Here is a 17,049-nt window from a genome sequence, read left to right on the forward strand (position 1 = left end):
TATGTCTCAAGCTGTTTTCCACTTAGGTGTTACTGAAGCAGATCTTAACGGTGCTACTCTTGCGATCATCCCTGGTGATCCTGCTCGTGTGCAAAAAATTGCAGAAGAGATGGAGAACCCAGTATTCCTTGCTAGTCACCGTGAATACACGCTTTACCGCGCAGAGCTAGACGGCAAACCAGTTGTTGTATGTTCAACAGGTATTGGTGGTCCATCGACTTCTATCGCAGTTGAAGAGCTTGCTCAACTTGGTGTTCGCACTTTCCTACGTGTTGGTACGACTGGTGCTATCCAACCTCACGTAAACGTGGGTGACATGATTGTTTCTACAGGTTCTGTTCGTCTAGACGGCGCTAGCCTACACTTTGCTCCTATGGAGTTCCCAGCAGTGGCTGACTTTGAAGTTGCAACAGCAATGAAAGCGGCAGTTGATGAATCAGGTGCAACAGTTCACATGGGCGTAACGGCATCAAGCGATACGTTCTACCCAGGTCAAGAGCGTTACGACACGTTCTCTGGTCGCGTTGTTAAGCGCTTCCAAGGCTCTATGCAAGAATGGCAAGACATGGGCGTTCTAAACTTCGAGATGGAATCTGCAACACTGCTAACTATGTGTGCAAGTTCTGGTCTGAAAGCAGGTTGTGTTGCTGGTGTAATCATCAACCGTACTCAAAAAGAGACGCCTGATCACGACACTCTAAAAGTAACAGAAGCACGTTCAATCAAAGTGGTTGTAGAAGCCGCTCGTAAAATGCTTTAAGTCTTAAAGTGCTCTGAGTTTTAGAGAGCATTAAGTCTTCAAGTGACATTAAATTTTGAAAATGGCCGCATCGTATGATGCGGCCATTTTTTTGTGCCGTCTGAAAGTAATCAATAGAGAAAACAGACAACAAAAAAGGCGAGTGATTTAATCGTCATTCGCCTTTTTAACAATCTGCTTAAGAGCATTGAGCTCTCATGAGCTTATTGGTTTTTAGCACTCTAGATCTTCACTGCCACCCGCAGCTGTAAACCATGCCGTTAGGTGTGTTTTAAGATCTTTCAATTCGTCAGGGCCAATCAATGCAAGGCCAAGATCTTCAGCTCGTGTGATGTCGTTATGGCGAAGAGGGCGGAAGCTCACTAACATTGCACGTGCTTGTAGGCCACCTAGCAGGTCTCTAAGCGATTCCAGTTTGTACAAGGTGTCATCACCATCATCACGCATGCCTTTGGTCTTACATTCGATGATGTGCAGCTTATTGTTCACCACAGAGGCAACATCAAGCTCGTTACGAACCTCACGTTCACCCAGTTGACGGTATACCTGAACATTCAAAGAACGGTCTTGAATGGTCGGCATGTCATCTTGGATCTGCTTAACTGTGCTGTGAACCAATGTTTCAAGCCATTCACCGTTTGAGAAGCGGCGCGCGTCTTCGTTGGCAAAGGTCAAAATACCATTGTCGTAAGTCGCAATTTTAGCTTCAACCAAATCGCTCAACAGCATGTTGAGCTCGCGATAGCCTTGTTGCTTCTCAGATAGACCTACATCAAGTTTTTGTTCTTTACGGCAGGTCGTTGCTAGGTAGTTCAATGTCGCAAGGCCAGGGCCTAGTTCGAGTGCGTTACTTGCCCAACGTTCACCCAGTTCATAAAGTTTCTGATCCAGTTGCGGAGACAGCTGAACATCGCTGAATTCACCGCGAGCACCGAACACAGTCAGGTAGTCGTCGATGGTGATGCGGTCTTGAACTTGTGCATCTTCTTTACCATTTGGGTACAACCAACACAGCTTGTCACTGTTTGGTTCAACCACGAAGATTGGCCAGTGGTAAGTACGGAATACTTCGTACACAGAAAGTAGGCGGTGACGAAGGCCACAACTTGCGTTGAGCTTCACTTCTTGACCGCGTGCTTTGAGGTCTTCGGCAAGGGTTTGGATAGATTCTTTAATGACGGACGTATTTACGATGGTCGGAATTTCGAAAAACTCACTCGTAATGTCGCGCTTATGCAAAACGCTGTCTAAACGTTTGTACATACTGACTTGATTCTTGTCGCCGATAAACACGATGTGGGTGCTGACCGTTCGGTTATCAAGTAATGGGGTGAGCAAGCGAATGGGGTCTTGATCGATAATGCCAACATGAACAGCCATATAAATTCCTTAATAGCGGCTCGCTCATAAAGGTGAAAGAAAAAACGGGAAGCAGCAAGCCTTAATAATCATATAATGACAAAGCTCATAAAAAACAAGGGCAACCCTTGATAAAAGTTGCCCTAGCTCAATTAGTTACCACTATTGGGTAAGAAGTCTCAACAATCTCACTAAATATCTATCGATTCTTCATTTATCTATAGTTTGAATTGATGTACTAAATCACCTTGCTGATTCGCCAAAATTGTTAGGTTTTGGCTGGCTTCTGCAATTGAAGACATCGCTTGGTAACTCTTATCTGCGATATGGTTGATGTCTTCGATGTTGCGTGCAATATCACCAGACGTTTCACTCTGCTCAGCGGCTGCTTGAGAGATGTGTGTACTCATGTGGCTGATCTCTAGAATCAAGGCTTGGATCTCTTCCATCGCACTGTTTGCACTTGAAGCTTGTTGAACCGACATGTCCATATCGCTCATACAGCTTTCAATAACGTTGCTTGCCGTTTTCGAGCTTGATTGCAGATTGCTGATCATAGTCTCGATTTCAGAGGTTGATTGAGTGGTCTTCTGTGCTAGCACTCGTACTTCATCGGCAACGACTGCAAAACCACGACCTTGTTCACCTGCACGCGCTGCTTCGATTGCCGCATTAAGTGCAAGTAGGTTGGTCTGTTCAGCAATACCACGAATAACGTCAAGGATTGAACCAATCTGGCTACTCATCTGTTGTAGCTCGCCTACAGCGCCCACTGATTCAGTAAGGCGAACTTCAAGCTGATTAATGGTGCTGATGTTGGTGTTCATGATCTGACGACCAGACTCAGAAGCCGATTCTACTTGTTGAACCATGGTGAGTGAGCTTTGCGCGCTGTTCGCCACTTCTTGTACAGAATGAGACATCTCTGTCATTGCGGTCGCAACAGTCGCGGTTTGCTCACGTTGGCTGTTCAATTGAGCCTGCGTTTCAGATGACGTCTTCTGGTTGACGCTTGCAGTCTTAGTTAAGTCATCTGAAGCATCATTCAACTTCACAAGGATATTGTGCAGGTTGTCAGCCAAGGTGTTGATGTGACGGCTCACGCGGCTGAATTCGTTGTCGTAGCGAATATCGATACGCTGAGTCATATCACCTTCAGTTAGACCTTCTAATGTACCGAGGATGCGAGTTAATGGCTCTCGTACGCTGTGTGCAATGTGGTAACCAATCGCAGCAGCGAACACAGTCACAACAATGCCAATGGCAATCGCGTTGAATAGGCCTTTGTCGTAGATGCTGCTTGCGTCAGCGAGTGATGAGTTAAGTTGCTCTTCAGCGGTCACGTTGAATGAGTCCAAAACAGCCATCGCTTGGTCAACTTCTAGAGCTAGGTTAGCGATGTTCACGTACAACGCTTGTTTGGCTTGTAGGTAGTTATTGTGTTTGTCTAGTACGCCACCTTTCTGACCAACGTCTTTGGTGAACTTCTGAACCGACTCATCGAAGACATTTTTAAGTGCTGGTAGTTGTGTTGATAGACCTCGATAAGCGTAGTTAAGATGAGTAACGGCCTTTTTGTTTTGGTTAAGGGCTTTTTGAACGAAGGCAACATCAGAGCTAGCAAGTGCATCAGAGGTAATAACTTCTGCGTCTTGCAGTTTGATGAAGTAGCTCTTTGCCATCACTTTTACAGAGATGCTTTTTTGGTCGGCAACGTACTCTTTCATACCAACGGTTAATTCTGAATGTAAGCGTTGGAAGTCACGAGACGCTTTTTGTACTTGTTCTTGTGCTTCGAACATCGCGACGTAGTTGTTCATCGCTTCGTCAGCTTCGGCGAAGTAGCGTTCTTCCATTGCTCTTAATTGCGCGATACGTTCAACAAGTGAAGCATTGTTTTGGCTTGCCGCTTCTAAACTACCGAGAACTTCTGAAAACGAGTTTTGTGATGCAGCAAATTCTGTACGCATTGCAGACATGCGTTCAGCGTTTTGTGTGGTTAAGAAATCTTTGAATGACTTATCAGCAGAAAGCAATTGAACACTCGTTTGATTTGAAAGCGCGACAAGTGGTAATGAGGTTTCTGAGACACTCTCAAAATTGCTGTGTATCTGATTCATGCTGTTCATCATGATGGTTATCGTGACTGCGAACATGATGATGATCAGTGCGAAACCAGCGTACATACGCTTGATCACAGATCCCTTCATGGCTTTCTCCCTAAATAAAAATGCAGACCTAATGTCAGGTCAAAGTAAAACTAACAAAATTATCAGCATTCTATTGAGCTCGGCTTACGCATTTTATGACGCACACGTCAAAAATAGCGCTCAGTTATAACCAACATGCCATTCTTGAGAGCTAAGGCTCGTTTTCTTTGATTTGAACGGTGTTTTTTATTATGCTTTAAAGCAGATTTATTGTGGTTTGATGCGGCATAGCGCATACTCAAAGCATTAAAAAATAAATGTTTTATCGGAGAGAAACATGGCTGAAGAAACCATTTTTACTAAGATCATCAACAAAGAAATCCCAGCAGATCTACTATACCAAGACGATTTAGTAACCGCATTTCGCGATATTAACCCTCGCGCGCCAAGCCATATCCTAATCATCCCAAACAAGCTGATTCCGACAACTAACGATGTTGAAGTCCAAGATGAAGCGATGATGGGGCGCATGTTTACTGTTGCTCGCAAGTTAGCAAAAGAAGAGGGCATTGCAGAAGATGGCTATCGTCTTATCGTGAACTGTAACTCTCACGGTGGCCAAGAGGTTTATCATATTCACATGCACTTGGTTGGCGGCCGTCCACTTGGCCCCCTATTAATGAGCTAATAAAAAGTTAATGAGCTAATGAAAAGCTAACGAGTTAATGAAAGCTAATGAGCTAGTTTAAACGCGCTCATTAGTGGGTTAACACAAGTAGTTAGTTGGAAAATTTGTAGTTTGTATGCCAACTTTAAGTTCTATCTGTTGTCTGAACATCGGCATCGCCTAGGCAGAGGCTAAATCAGTAGGGTTTCAACTGGCTTGAGATCCTTTTTACAACGCGTTTCGTTTTGATAATGAGACCATTAAAGGTCATCAGACCCTAATAAAGTAGGCATTTTAAACATGCACGGAGACGATAAGTGAAGCAACAGTTTAGATTCGCTTCCATTGCCCTGTTATCGGCGTTGACCGTAGGTTGTGCGAGTATGTCTGCAGGAAGCCTGTTCAGTCATTACAGCGCACAAAACAAAGCGATCTACCAAGCCGTTAAATCTGGAGATTATTCAGAGGCTCAGCAAGAGCTACCAGATTACGCGGCAGGCGACATCCTTGATAACTTTGAAAGAGGCAGAATTAATCTGCTGGATCAAAAATACCCTGAGAGTAAGGCTTCGTTTGAAGTGGCTGATCAGGCGGTTACTGAGCAGCAACGCAAAGCCGTGATCTCAATCTCAGACAGTGCAACCAGTGTGGGTGCGTTGGCTGTGAATGACAATATTACCGAGTATGTGCCAGCCGATTACGAGTTGGGCTTTCTTCATCTGTATCTCGGTTTAAATTACCTCAAGAAAAACGATTTAGAAGGTGCGGTGATCGAAATGCGTCGCGCCAACCAAGTTCAAGAACAAGCGAAGAAGCAACGCGAGGCTGAGTTAGACAAAGCAGCCAGCGATGCGAAGAAGCAAGGCTTGTCTGCCAATGTGGGTAGCATCCTTGCCAATTACCCTGATGCGGGTAAGAAACTGCAGTCAGTACAGAATGCGTATCTGATGTTCTTGTCTGGTCTGCTTTATGAAGCGTCAAATGATTTAAACAGCGCCTACGTTGACTATCGTCGTGCTTTGGCTGTGATGCCAGATAACCAAGAAATCATCGATAGAACCATGGCAACAGCCGCTCGTTTAGGGATGCGACAAGATTTAGCAACATTAGAAAAACGCTATAAGCAATCTTCTAAACTTAGTGCAGGTGAAGGGCGAGTGATTGTTCTTCAAGAGCAGAGCGCTGTGCAAGCTATGGACAGTTGGCGACTGGATTTGCCTGTTTATGACAGTCGCGATCAGGGGGCAATATACTCTCTTGCGCTGCCATATTACCCAAGTCAAAACGTAGAGCGTTTTTCTGCCTTGCGAATCAGCGGACAGCCGCTACAAGAACATTTGATCACTGATGTAAACGCGATGGCGCAGAACGATCTATCGGAACGTATGACAAGCATTGTTATTCGCCAAGCGCTACGTGTAGTCGCGAAAGATCGCATTCGAAAAGAAGCAACCAAAGGCGATGATGTCGGTAATATTCTGTTCAACGTGTGGAACACACTGACAGAGCAACCAGACACTCGCAGTTGGCAATCTCTACCGGCTGAGATTAAGAGCAGCACGTTCGTAGCAAACAGCGGTCAATATACGCTAGAAGCGGGCGCTAAAACGTACGACTTTGATATCCGAGAAGGGCAGACCACTTTGGTGTGGATTTCTCGACAAGGTAACAATGCAACAATGTGGCATAAACAGCTAGGGAGGCTGTAATGAAAAAGTGGTTAGTGAGTTTAGCAGCGGTTATGGCTCTGGCTGGTTGTGCTGATAATACAGCTGGCGTAAGGGTCGATAGTCTGACTCAGAACGTTTTCTTTGGTGACAAGGTATTGGGTAGCCGTTTACAGGTTGAAGATATCCGCACCGATCTAGTCGACGGTCATACGCGAGGAATCGTTCGTTTAAACAGTAACTATAAAGGCGACCAACATATCCTTTATCGTTTTTACTGGTACGACGATGCCGGGCTTGAGGTCAACCTAAAACAAGGCCCTTGGAAACAAGCAATTGTTCGTGGTTTTGAAAGTATTTCGTTGTCGGAAGTGTCGGTAAACCCGAAAGCGACTCAGTTCAGAGTCCAGTTCCGAGAGCAGTAAGTTAGATTAAACGGGTCTCATGATTCGTAAATACAAGAATTTAAGAGTGTGGGTAACCCCGCTCAGTGATAAGTTGAGGAAACAAAATGAAAAAGAGTGTCATTGCGCTACTAGGTTTAGCGGTTATTTTAGGCGGTTGTTCAAACAAGGTAAGCTACGGTGATGCACAAGCAGTAGAAACCACGACAATCGATTTCGGTTCAACTGACCTTCAAACGATTGCGGGTGAAATGGTCGATAGCATGATGGCGTCTGGTTCTGTGTCTTACATTACTCGTGAACAGCGTCCAATCGTGTTTGTAGAGCGAATCAAGAACAAAACAAGTGAGCACATCGATACTGAGTCAATCACTGACACTATCAGTACTAAGATGCTGAACTCTGGTAAGTTCCGTTTCGTTGATATGGACCGTGTAGAGTCTGTTCGTGACCAATTGAACTTCCAAAACAACGATGAGCTTGTAAACCAAAGTTCAGCGATTCAATTCGGTAAAATGGTTGGTGCTCAGTACATGCTGTACGGCAACCTATCAAGCATCGTTAAGAAAGCGGGTAGCGATGAAGACGTATACTACAAAATGACGATGCGTCTAATGGATCTTGAGTCTGGCTTGATTGAATGGGCTGACGAGACTGAAATCCGTAAGCAACAATCTAAGAGCCTACTAGGCCTTTAATTTCGCTTACTTGCCAACTATGCGCAGCCGGATTTGACAATGTCTAGTATTGGCGGCGCTTAATCTTGACAGCGTATAGCTTGGTCACACGCCAATGCAGTGCATGATGTGCTGTTTATGAAGAGACACTGGCTTTTGGTCAGTGTCTTTTTTGTAGGGAATGAAGACGTTTATAGGGCAGTTAAGACGTTTATAGGGAGTAAATATGGCAATTTTTTCTTGGTCTGAGGCTAAGCTTCTTGATACCAGTTTGAGTTCGCTTGACGGTTACTTTTCTGAGCCTCCAGTTAGAGCACAGACATTAACAGGCGGTTTGACCAATCGATGTTGGAAGTTGGTCGATGCCGATGGTACTGCGTATGTTTGGCGGCCAACCACACCTATCACCAAAGCGTTCTTCATTTCTCGCCATGAAGAGTACCAAGTGCTGTCTGCCATTGAGCGACTCGGTATCGGGCCAAGCCCAATGGTAGTGAATGAGCAGGGGTTACTGGTTGAGTGGATTGCGGGTGAGACACTTTACGAAGATCTAGAACTCGATGACCTGTTGAAAACGCTGACCTCTGTTCATCTGGTTAATACTGCGCGATTACCACTGCAACCATTCAGTTTCACGGCGCGAGTCGACCATTACTGGCTGCAGCTTGATGCGATTCATAAGACCGAAGCCTGCACTAAGATTTATCAAGAGTGGCGCGTGGCTCCGAGTATTACCAATGTTGACCTGTCTTTGTGCCATTTTGACTTAGGTGGTTATAACCTAGTGAGAAACAGTGACTGCATTAAGATTATTGATTGGGAATACGCTGCGCTCGCAGACCCTAGGCTCGATTTAACATTAACCATTGCGGTTGCTGGCGCGCCAGTCACAGAAGCGGTTGAGAAGTACTGTCAGCTGCGAGGAATCCATGATGTTCAGCCTTGGCTTGATGGTGTAGAAGCATGGTTACCAAGAAGCCAGATGATGGCGATGCTATGGTATTTACTTGCTCATCAGCTTTGGGGCGATGAAAGTTATCTGCGTGAAGCGGAGGCTCTGAGTCACACTTTATGTAGCTAGGATCACGTTTAGGAAGTGAAAAATATAATTTCTCAGCTGTTACCTTTAAAACCTTGTTTTTCGTGTTAGATTGATCAAAACGTACCAATATTCAACGGGGGAGGTACAATGATTATCTATCTACATGGCTTCGACTCAACAAGCCCGGGCAATCACGAAAAAATACTGCAGTTGCAATTCATTGATGATGACGTTCGTTTCATCAACTACAGTACTTTGCATCCAAAACACGATATGCAGCATTTGCTAAAAGAAGTGCATAAAGTGATAGAGCAATCAGATGATCCGCATCCAATTATTTGTGGTGTAGGTTTAGGTGGTTTCTGGTCTGAGCGCATTGGTTTCTTGTGTGGGATTAAGCAGGTGATTTTCAATCCAAACTTGCAACCTGAAAACAACATGGTAGGTCGAATTGACCGTCCAGAAGAGTACGAAGACATCGCAACTAAATGTGTTGCTCAGTACCGTATGAAAAACAAAGGACGCTGTTTAGTGGTGCTTTCTCGTGAAGATGAAATTCACGACAATACCAAAACAGCTGCCGCGCTAGAAGATTACTACGATGTAATCTGGGATGAGAAAGAGAGTCATAAATTCAAAAAGATCTCTCAACATCTTCAAGCAATGAAAGCGTTCAAAAACGCTTAATCAATCCAGATGTTTTATAAAAGCAGTGCTCAATGAGTGCTGCTTTTTCACATCTGAATCTTAGAGACTGGTATTGATAAAGTAGTTGTATATGTTTTATCGGTCGGTTTGTGCATTTATAGATCAGTTTGCGCAAACGTTAACTAATTAGTCGCGAATCCTCATTGAGGGTAAGGATTTTTTTGTTGCGGTCATCTTTTTGCTATATATAATGTTCCCAAGCAAAATATTTTGACAAATATCAAAAAAAATTGAGAGCGAGTGAAAAAACTTGCCCATAATTTGTGTTCTGCCTCTCAGGTAGTCACCTTTTATATCCACGTGAGCAAAGCAACAAACCATTATTTGTTGTTTGTAACCCCTCTAACTACTCGGTGAGCTGTCGTTATTCTTTTTCGCGGTAACCCAATTTGTAACAGCCTTCGCATTCAAGGCCGAGTAGATACATAGAATTTATCGGTTGGAGTAATCGAGCCGAACCCCATTTATTCATTTTGTAAGAGGATTGTCATTGTGACAAAAATTATCGTAGTAGGCGGCGGTGCTGGTGGTTTAGAACTAGCAACTAAGCTAGGCCGCACTTTAGGTCGTAAGAAACGTGCCCAGATTACTCTGGTAGACCGTAAAGCAAGCCACCTATGGAAACCATTACTTCATGAAGTAGCAACGGGTTCATTGGACGAGGGTGTTGATGCGTTAAGCTACCGTGCGCACGCAAAAAACCATTACTTCGATTTCCAAATGGGCAGCCTGAACGACATCGATCGTGAGCGTAAAGTGATTGCACTAAGCGAGCTTACAGACGAGCACGGTGAACTGCTGATGCCAAGCCGTGAACTTGAATACGATATTCTAGTGATGGCGCTAGGCTCAACGTCAAACGACTTCAACACTCCAGGCGTTCGTGACAACTGTATTTTCCTTGATAGCCCAGAGCAAGCACACCGTTTCCGTACAGAAATGAACAATCAGTTCTTAAAGCTTCACGCTAAGAACGGTCAAGGCACGGTAGACATCGCGATTGTTGGTGCTGGTGCAACTGGTGTAGAGCTTTCTGCAGAGCTACACAACGCCGTTAAAGAACTTCGTACTTACGGCTTCGGCGACCTAGATTCAAGCAAGCTGAACGTAAACCTAGTTGAAGCGGGTGAGCGTATTCTTCCAGCTCTACCTCCTCGTATTTCAAGTGCAGCACACTCTGAGCTAACCAAGCTTGGTGTGAACGTTCGTACGAATACGATGGTGACTCAGGCGGATTCTGACGGCCTAACAACCAAAGATGGTGACAAGATCCCAGCTCAAATCATGGTATGGGCAGCAGGTATCAAAGCACCAGATTTCATGAAAGATATCGGTGGTCTTGAAACCAACCGTATCAACCAGTTGGTTGTGAAGAACACGCTGCAAACAACACTGGATGACAACATCTTTGCAATCGGTGACTTGGCGCAATGTACACAAGCAGACGGTTCATTCGTTCCGCCACGTGCCCAAGCGGCTCACCAAATGGCAAGCTGTGCATTCAGCAACATCATTGCTAAGTTGAACGGTCGTGACCTGAAAGACTACATCTACAAAGACAAAGGCTCGCTAGTTTCACTTAGCCGTTTCTCTACGGTAGGTAGCTTGATGGGTAACCTGACGAAAGGCTCGATGATGGTCGAAGGTCGTATTGCTCGTGTGGTTTACATCTCTTTGTACCGCATGCACCAGATGGCGCTTCACGGCTTAATCAAAACATCACTGATGATGCTGGTTGGTCGTATTAACCGTGTACTTCGTCCAAACCTAAAGCTTCACTAATCAGGTAAGCCTTCTCAGAGCATTACGCTGATAATAAAAAAGAGCTCTTCGGAGCTCTTTTTTGATCGTGTCGATTATGGATTATCGCAGGTGTTGAACTCATTTCTGCTGTTAAGACGTTGGAGGTAGCACAGAATAAACCACGCCATCTTTCGGCTTACCGTTAAACAGAAATCGATTCTGGGCAATGGTTTCTCGCTCAGCGCCACACTTCTCGATCAACTTTTGGCTGGGTAGGTTCTCGGTATCGCAGACAATCTCCAAACGCGTTAACTTGAGTTGCGCGAAACAAAATTCAAATAGGGCGAACATCGCTTCTTTGGCGATCCCTCTCCTTTGAAAGTCATCACCGACCCAATAACCTAAACTCGCCATATTAAAGGTGTGGTAAAGCTCATTAATGGCAACCATACCGACTAACTTATCGCTTTTTCGTTCAAAGATGCCAAAGCCAAACGCATCGGCTTTCACCCAGTTCAGGCGAGTTGCCAGAATAAATTTCTCGGCCTCGACGATAGAAAACTCTTTATGACACCAGTCGACCCATGGCAGCAAGCTAGGGGAGGACTTAACCAGCTGAGAAAATTCTTGAGCATCTGAGGCCTCAATGATTTTAAGGCTAAGATTTTGTGTGTTGATCTGAAATTCAGGGCTCATAGAGCGTACCAAGTAACGTGTAAGTACTGAGCAAAGAGAGTCAGTACAGAATAAAGATAGATAGCACTTAATAAAACGCCCTCACTAGGAGGGCGGATTGAATTATTTATATAATTATAGCCGAATCGGCAAGTAATTTACTGCGCTACACGTCTAACTTGAATCACCATTCCAAGAAGTGGGTGGTCAAGGTAATGAGTTTCTGTACTGCGCATACGACGTTTTTGGTCCATGCGGTAGCTCTTAAGGAACTCTTGGACTTCAACCGTCGGAGAAATTTCAGTTAGATTGCCCACCTGGACGTTGCTTTCTGCGCCACTTACTGGTGAATCTAGCTCAATTTGTTGCTCTTGTAGAGTCACTTCACGAACGCTTGGCGCTTTTAAATCTAATGTCGTTTCAGCGTATAGGTAGTGCTGAACGTAGATTTGCAGCTTGCCGTCTAATTCGTAGAGTGGCTTATCAATGGTCTCTTCTTGGAACCCATCAGCGCTGCCTGCAGTGATTGCGCCTTTTTCAGAGCCATCAGCATTAAACTGTTTAGAGAAATCTTTACCTGCTTGAATATGGAAAACGGGTGCCGAGCTCTTACCTTGGTCGCCTTGACGCCAAGCGGTATGCATCAGAACTTCAAAGCCAGCGTGTTTACGTAGCTTGTCTTTCTGAGGCGTTAACTTGTATTCCGAGTAAGGTAGCATTTGAACGCTTTTCTTTGCTCGGTATTGGGTATCTTGAAATGAACCAACGCGTTCAAGTGAAATCTTAGGCTGTGTATTTGGCCAAGATTCGTTCACCTTCTCTGCATCAACAGCGCGCTTAAAAATGATCACTTCTATATCAAATTGTCTCTGCGCCAAACTTGGCAGTGAGACGAACAATAGTAGCAGTGGGATCAGTCTTTTCATTTTTACTCCGTCTTCCAGCCGAACTACCGGCTGGATAATTTATATGTGCAAGTGGATTGGGTCTTATGCTGAAGGCAGCAAGTTTTGTCTGAATTCGCCCAATAAATCACTAACAAATTGAATTCGCTTCCGTCTGTCGACCAATGGTATCGTAAACTTGAACTTTGTTGGTCCTTCCATTGAAAACTTTTGCGGTTGAGATTGCAACAGTTTAACAAGGTAGGTCGGGTTTATGTCAGCATCCGGGTAGAATTCTAAGAATCCACCCTTATCGTGGGCTTCAATTTTCTTCGCTTTGATAGACGCTGCGGCTAATTTTAGCTCAGAAACTGATAACAAGTTCTTGGTTGCATCAGGCAGAAGGCCGAAGCGATCAATCAGCTCGACTTTCAACTCTGCCAATTCGTCGGTGTCACTCACACTCGCAATACGTTTGTATGTTGATAAACGCGTGTTGATGTCTGGAATATAGTCGTCTGGCAATAGTGCAGGCAGACGCATCTCAATTTCAGTTTGTTCACGCAATAGATCATCAAGCGAAGGCTCTCGACCTTCTTTCAACGCTTCAACCGCTTGTTCAAGCATCTCCATGTACAAGGTGAAACCAACCGACTGGATTTGACCACTCTGTTCATCACCCAACAGCTCACCCGCACCACGAATCTCTAAATCGTGAGTTGCTAGGGTAAAGCCTGCGCCCAAGTCTTCGAGCGAAGCTATCGCATCCAATCGCTTGATCGCATCTTTGGTCATTGCTTTAGGGTGTGGCGTTAACAAGTAAGCATAAGCTTGGTGGTGCGAACGACCTACACGACCACGTAATTGGTGCAGCTGTGCTAAACCAAGGTTATCGGCTCTGTCCATCAAGATGGTATTTGCCGTTGGTACGTCGATACCGGTTTCAATGATGGTTGTACACACCAGTAAGTTGAAGCGCTGGTGGTAGAAGTCATTCATGATGCGTTCCAGTTCGCGCTCTCGCATCTGGCCATGAGCTACAGTCACGCGCGCCTCTGGAATCAGCTTTTGCAATGACTCTGCTGTTTTCTCAATCGTGTCGACTTGGTTGTGTAGGAAGTAAACCTGGCCACCACGCATGATTTCACGCAGCACCGCTTCTCTGACGATGGCATCATCACTCTCGCGAACGAAGGTTTTAATTGCCAAGCGTCGTGCGGGTGGTGTAGCGATGATCGAAAGGTCACGCATGCCACTCATTGCCATGTTCAGCGTTCGCGGGATCGGTGTCGCAGTAAGCGTTAGAATATCGACATCCGCACGCATCGCTTTCACTTTCTCTTTCTGACGTACACCAAATCTGTGTTCTTCATCGACAACCAGCAGGCCTAGGTCTTTAAACTTAATATCGCTCGAAAGCAGCTTGTGAGTCCCGACTAGGATATCCACTTTACCGTCGGCGACATCTTGCATGATTAGTTTTTGCTCTTTAGCTGATTTGAATCGGGATAGAACCTCAACACGAATCGGCAAGTTGGCGAAACGGTCACGGAAGTTTTCGAAGTGTTGCTGAGCAAGTAGAGTAGTAGGAACTAAAACCGCTACTTGTTTGCTGTTGTCGGTACAAACGAATGCTGCACGCATCGCGACTTCGGTTTTACCAAAGCCAACATCACCACACACCAAACGGTCCATGGCTTTGGCTTGGCACATATCAGACATAACAGCATTGATGGCCATCGCTTGGTCATCGGTTTCTTCAAACGGGAAGCCAGATTTGAAGGTCGCGTATTGGCCACGGTCGAGCACAAACTTGTAGCCAGGTTTTAGCTCACGCTTAGCGTAAACATCAAGCAGTTCGGCTGCAACGTCACGGACTTTTTCTGCGGCGCGTTTACGCGCTTTTTGCCACGCTTCGCCACCGAGTTTATGTAGCGGTGCAGAATCTTCGGCGCCACCAGAGTAACGTCCAATAAGGTTCAAAGACGCAACGGGCACGTACAGCTTGGCATCGTTTTGGTACTCAAGTGTCACGTATTCGGTTTTCATGCCACCGGCTTCGAGTGTCTGCAAGCCGATGTAGCGACCAATACCGTGGTCAATGTGCACTACAGGTTGACCTGGTTTAAGTTCGGCTAAGTGACGAATGACAGTGTCGCTGTTAACGCTTTTTTTGTCTTTCTTACGGCGCTGAACAACGCGATCACCCAACAGGTCGCTTTCACAGATAAGGGCGATGTTTTGCTCTTCATGGATAAAACCGTGTTCAGCAGAGCCAAGGATGAGGCTGAACTTGTCTTTGCCTTTAATTGAGGCATCGAGGTTTTCAACTTCGCTTGGTCGTACTTTAATACCACGAAGCAGTTCACTCAGCGCTTCACGACGACCTTCTGATTCAACCGAAAAGACCACTTTTCCTTCGAAGGCTTCAGTGAACTTTCTTAGGTTTGCGAGTGGTTCTTTATTCTGATGCTGAACACTGAGATCAGGAAGAGACACAACCGGAAGGTTGGTACGTCCAGCTTTCTCTTCAATTGAATCTAAGCTCAGATTGACTTGTGGCTTCTGTTTGAAGTGAGCAAACAGCTCGTCTTTCTTCAGCCACAGTTGTTCAGGCGTGAGAAGTGGCCGTAATGGGTCAACACCGCGCTGTTCGTATCGATGAGCAACGTCCGTTAGGAATGAGTCTACTGCAGTCTCGACATCACCTAGAATCAGCAGTTGCGCTTCATCGGCAACGTAATCAAACAAGGTTTCTGTGTGATCGAAGAACAGCGGTTGCCAGTACTCGATACCAGCAGGCCAAGTACCCTTAGAAACCTGCATATAAACCGATTCTGGTTCGCGGCGCGCATCAAACTGTTGGCGCCAACGAATACGGAAATCTTCAATCGCCGTTTCCGAGGTTGGGAATTCGTGAGCAGGCAGCAGGCGGATCTCAGAGATGTCTTCGATAGAACGCTGGTTTTCAGGATCGAAGGTACGAATGGTATCGATCTCATCATCGAAGAAATCGATACGATACGGGTCTTTGCTGCCCATCGGGAACAGGTCGAGAATCGAACCACGACTTGCGTATTCACCTGGGCCAAACACTTGATCAACGTAGCGATAGCCGGATTTTTCAAGCTGTAGACGCAGTTTCTCTAAAGAGTAGAGATCGCCCGTTTTCACCATTAACGTGTGTTGTAGCAAAAAGTCACGCGGTGACTGGCGTTGCAATAACGTGCTGATCGGAACGATCGTGATGCCATCTTTTAGTGTTGGCAGTGCGTAAAGGCGTGCGATACGATCTGAGATGATCTCTTGGTGCGGCGAGAAGCTATCGTATGGCAGCGTTTCCCAGTCAGGGAATAATGCGACTTCATGTGCCGTAAACTGTTCAATTTCAGATTGAAGCTTAAGCGCCACTTGTGGGTCGGGTACAGCCAAGACGGTATGGCTGTTGTGTTGCTCTGCGAGTTTGGCAATGGCAAGAGCGAGAGACGAACCGACTAGGTTACCGATGTGCTTTTTGTCACCGGCACCTTTAAGTTTAGGTAGTGTAAATATGGATTTTTTGGTCATGTTAATTTACTTGTTATCTCGGTCTAGAGAGCGTTGACGCAAGAGTTTCTGTTGTTGATAAAGTGCCGCTTTAATTAGCAGGTCTTGGTCGGTATCGCGAAGATGAGCGTATTTAAATTTGATTTCGAAACCTGAGTCTTTCGCCTCGCTAGCAAATACTTCTGCGTAGCAATAAATGGCTGCAGCTGGGTGCTCTAGAAAAAGTTTGGCTTTTACTAAGCGACCCGGTTCGATGTCTGCTTTTGAAAAGCAGGAAAACTGACTCGCACCAAATGAATAGGTGTGAGTGCGAAATTTCTCATCATCTTGCTGCGATAACATAAAGCTCAACAAGAGGTTTAATTTTGAGTTTTGTGCATCCAATAAACTGGTGACATTCTTCAAGTCGCTGTTTTTCAGTTCCGCTCGAGCGCTGTCAGCTAACAGATCCAATTGGCTAAATTCACTTGCCACCACAAATGGTGCTGGGATCTCAGATTCGAATTGAATTTGAGAAGGTAAAGTGAAGCCGCTGTCCATTGGTTCAATATTAGCGGTAAGGCTATGGTGAACGGTGAAAAACTCTTGTTCTGTCATGCGTTAGTTCCTTGAAGTGATCTATTGATTATCGCTATGTGGCCGCAGTAATCAAGGTCAGTTAATTGAAAGTCTCAAATAGTTGTTTGAAATTTGGCTATTTGACAAGGTTCTGTTTTTCAAGCCTAACTAATTGAGTTAATTCACTCTATATTTTCAATTAACCCCTA

At 45.3% G+C, this 17,049-nt stretch carries 14 protein-coding genes; 8 read left to right on the top strand and 6 right to left on the bottom strand.

All coding sequences use genetic code 11. From position 1 onward, the window contains the following. Position 1 precedes the first annotated feature (1 nt). Positions 2-760 (top strand): uridine phosphorylase, encoded by a 759-nt coding sequence (udp, locus tag AB6D58_RS14005; protein WP_017065292.1) that lies wholly within the window; start codon positions 2-4, stop codon positions 758-760. Positions 761-973: 213 nt separating this feature from the next. On the opposite strand, the gene AB6D58_RS14010 is transcribed toward udp, so the two are convergent. Then, positions 974-2,140: a DUF1887 family protein gene (locus tag AB6D58_RS14010; protein ID WP_017060218.1), complete on the bottom strand. Its 1,167-nt coding sequence runs from the start codon at positions 2,138-2,140 to the stop codon at positions 974-976. Positions 2,141-2,337: 197 nt separating this feature from the next. Beyond that, positions 2,338-4,329 carry a methyl-accepting chemotaxis protein gene (locus AB6D58_RS14015; RefSeq protein WP_017068093.1) on the bottom strand — a complete coding sequence of 664 codons (1,992 nt, stop codon included), beginning with the start codon at positions 4,327-4,329 and terminating at the stop codon, positions 2,338-2,340. Between the two features lie 277 nt (positions 4,330-4,606). On the opposite strand from AB6D58_RS14015, the gene hinT reads away from it, so the two are divergent. The 7 genes from hinT (at position 4,607) to AB6D58_RS14050 (ending at position 11,216) form a co-directional block, all read left to right on the top strand. Next, positions 4,607-4,957, top strand: a complete 351-nt coding sequence (hinT, locus tag AB6D58_RS14020) for a purine nucleoside phosphoramidase (protein ID WP_017060220.1) — start codon at positions 4,607-4,609, stop codon at positions 4,955-4,957. A gap of 296 nt (positions 4,958-5,253) precedes the next feature. After that, the gene (locus AB6D58_RS14025; protein ID WP_017065296.1) at positions 5,254-6,645 is read left to right on the top strand and encodes a COG3014 family protein; all 1,392 of its coding nucleotides are present in this window, start codon (positions 5,254-5,256) and stop codon (positions 6,643-6,645) included. Then, positions 6,645-7,028, top strand: a complete 384-nt coding sequence (locus AB6D58_RS14030) for a YcfL family protein (protein ID WP_017060222.1) — start codon at positions 6,645-6,647, stop codon at positions 7,026-7,028. Before AB6D58_RS14025 ends, AB6D58_RS14030 begins: the two co-directional genes overlap by 1 nt. A gap of 86 nt (positions 7,029-7,114) precedes the next feature. After that, positions 7,115-7,705 (top strand): penicillin-binding protein activator LpoB, encoded by a 591-nt coding sequence (lpoB, locus tag AB6D58_RS14035; protein ID WP_017060223.1) that lies wholly within the window; start codon positions 7,115-7,117, stop codon positions 7,703-7,705. A gap of 205 nt (positions 7,706-7,910) precedes the next feature. Further along, positions 7,911-8,765, top strand: coding sequence for a phosphotransferase (locus AB6D58_RS14040; RefSeq protein WP_372083358.1), 855 nt, complete (start codon positions 7,911-7,913; stop codon positions 8,763-8,765). A 108-nt stretch (positions 8,766-8,873) separates the two neighbouring features. Beyond that, a complete protein-coding gene (ycfP, locus tag AB6D58_RS14045) occupies positions 8,874-9,413 on the top strand; it encodes an alpha/beta hydrolase YcfP (RefSeq protein WP_372157575.1) in 540 nt (179 codons plus the stop codon). 513 nt (positions 9,414-9,926) lie between these two features. After that, positions 9,927-11,216: an NAD(P)/FAD-dependent oxidoreductase gene (locus AB6D58_RS14050; RefSeq protein ID WP_009847154.1), complete on the top strand. Its 1,290-nt coding sequence runs from the start codon at positions 9,927-9,929 to the stop codon at positions 11,214-11,216. A gap of 111 nt (positions 11,217-11,327) precedes the next feature. Here the strand turns inward: AB6D58_RS14050 and AB6D58_RS14055 are convergent, their stop codons facing one another. The 4 genes from AB6D58_RS14055 to AB6D58_RS14070 form a co-directional block, all read right to left on the bottom strand. Beyond that, positions 11,328-11,873, bottom strand: a complete 546-nt coding sequence (locus AB6D58_RS14055) for a GNAT family N-acetyltransferase (protein WP_017060225.1) — start codon at positions 11,871-11,873, stop codon at positions 11,328-11,330. Positions 11,874-12,010: 137 nt separating this feature from the next. Further along, positions 12,011-12,778, bottom strand: a complete 768-nt coding sequence (locus tag AB6D58_RS14060; protein WP_372157577.1) for a peptidoglycan binding protein CsiV — start codon at positions 12,776-12,778, stop codon at positions 12,011-12,013. Positions 12,779-12,841: 63 nt separating this feature from the next. After that, positions 12,842-16,303 carry a transcription-repair coupling factor gene (gene mfd / locus AB6D58_RS14065; RefSeq protein ID WP_372117457.1) on the bottom strand — a complete coding sequence of 1,154 codons (3,462 nt, stop codon included), beginning with the start codon at positions 16,301-16,303 and terminating at the stop codon, positions 12,842-12,844. Positions 16,304-16,309: 6 nt separating this feature from the next. Then, complete coding sequence (locus AB6D58_RS14070; protein ID WP_017065300.1) at positions 16,310-16,879, bottom strand: hypothetical protein; 570 nt, start codon at positions 16,877-16,879, stop codon at positions 16,310-16,312. Positions 16,880-17,049: the final 170 nt, after the last annotated feature.

Source organism: Vibrio sp. 10N.239.312.D08, from assembly GCF_041466145.1.
GTDB lineage: Bacteria > Pseudomonadota > Gammaproteobacteria > Enterobacterales > Vibrionaceae > Vibrio > Vibrio crassostreae_C.

Coding starts and splice junctions, on each gene's coding strand:
- ycfP (WP_372157575.1), top strand. CDS start 8,874: ATGATTATCTATCTACATGGCTTCGACTCAACAAGCCCGGGCAATCAC.
- hinT (WP_017060220.1), top strand. CDS start 4,607: ATGGCTGAAGAAACCATTTTTACTAAGATCATCAACAAAGAAATCCCA.
- AB6D58_RS14030 (WP_017060222.1), top strand. CDS start 6,645: ATGAAAAAGTGGTTAGTGAGTTTAGCAGCGGTTATGGCTCTGGCTGGT.
- AB6D58_RS14070 (WP_017065300.1), bottom strand. CDS start 16,879: ATGACAGAACAAGAGTTTTTCACCGTTCACCATAGCCTTACCGCTAAT.
- lpoB (WP_017060223.1), top strand. CDS start 7,115: ATGAAAAAGAGTGTCATTGCGCTACTAGGTTTAGCGGTTATTTTAGGC.
- mfd (WP_372117457.1), bottom strand. CDS start 16,303: ATGACCAAAAAATCCATATTTACACTACCTAAACTTAAAGGTGCCGGT.
- udp (WP_017065292.1), top strand. CDS start 2: ATGTCTCAAGCTGTTTTCCACTTAGGTGTTACTGAAGCAGATCTTAAC.
- AB6D58_RS14010 (WP_017060218.1), bottom strand. CDS start 2,140: ATGGCTGTTCATGTTGGCATTATCGATCAAGACCCCATTCGCTTGCTC.
- AB6D58_RS14040 (WP_372083358.1), top strand. CDS start 7,911: ATGGCAATTTTTTCTTGGTCTGAGGCTAAGCTTCTTGATACCAGTTTG.
- AB6D58_RS14060 (WP_372157577.1), bottom strand. CDS start 12,778: ATGAAAAGACTGATCCCACTGCTACTATTGTTCGTCTCACTGCCAAGT.
- AB6D58_RS14015 (WP_017068093.1), bottom strand. CDS start 4,329: ATGAAGGGATCTGTGATCAAGCGTATGTACGCTGGTTTCGCACTGATC.
- AB6D58_RS14055 (WP_017060225.1), bottom strand. CDS start 11,873: ATGAGCCCTGAATTTCAGATCAACACACAAAATCTTAGCCTTAAAATC.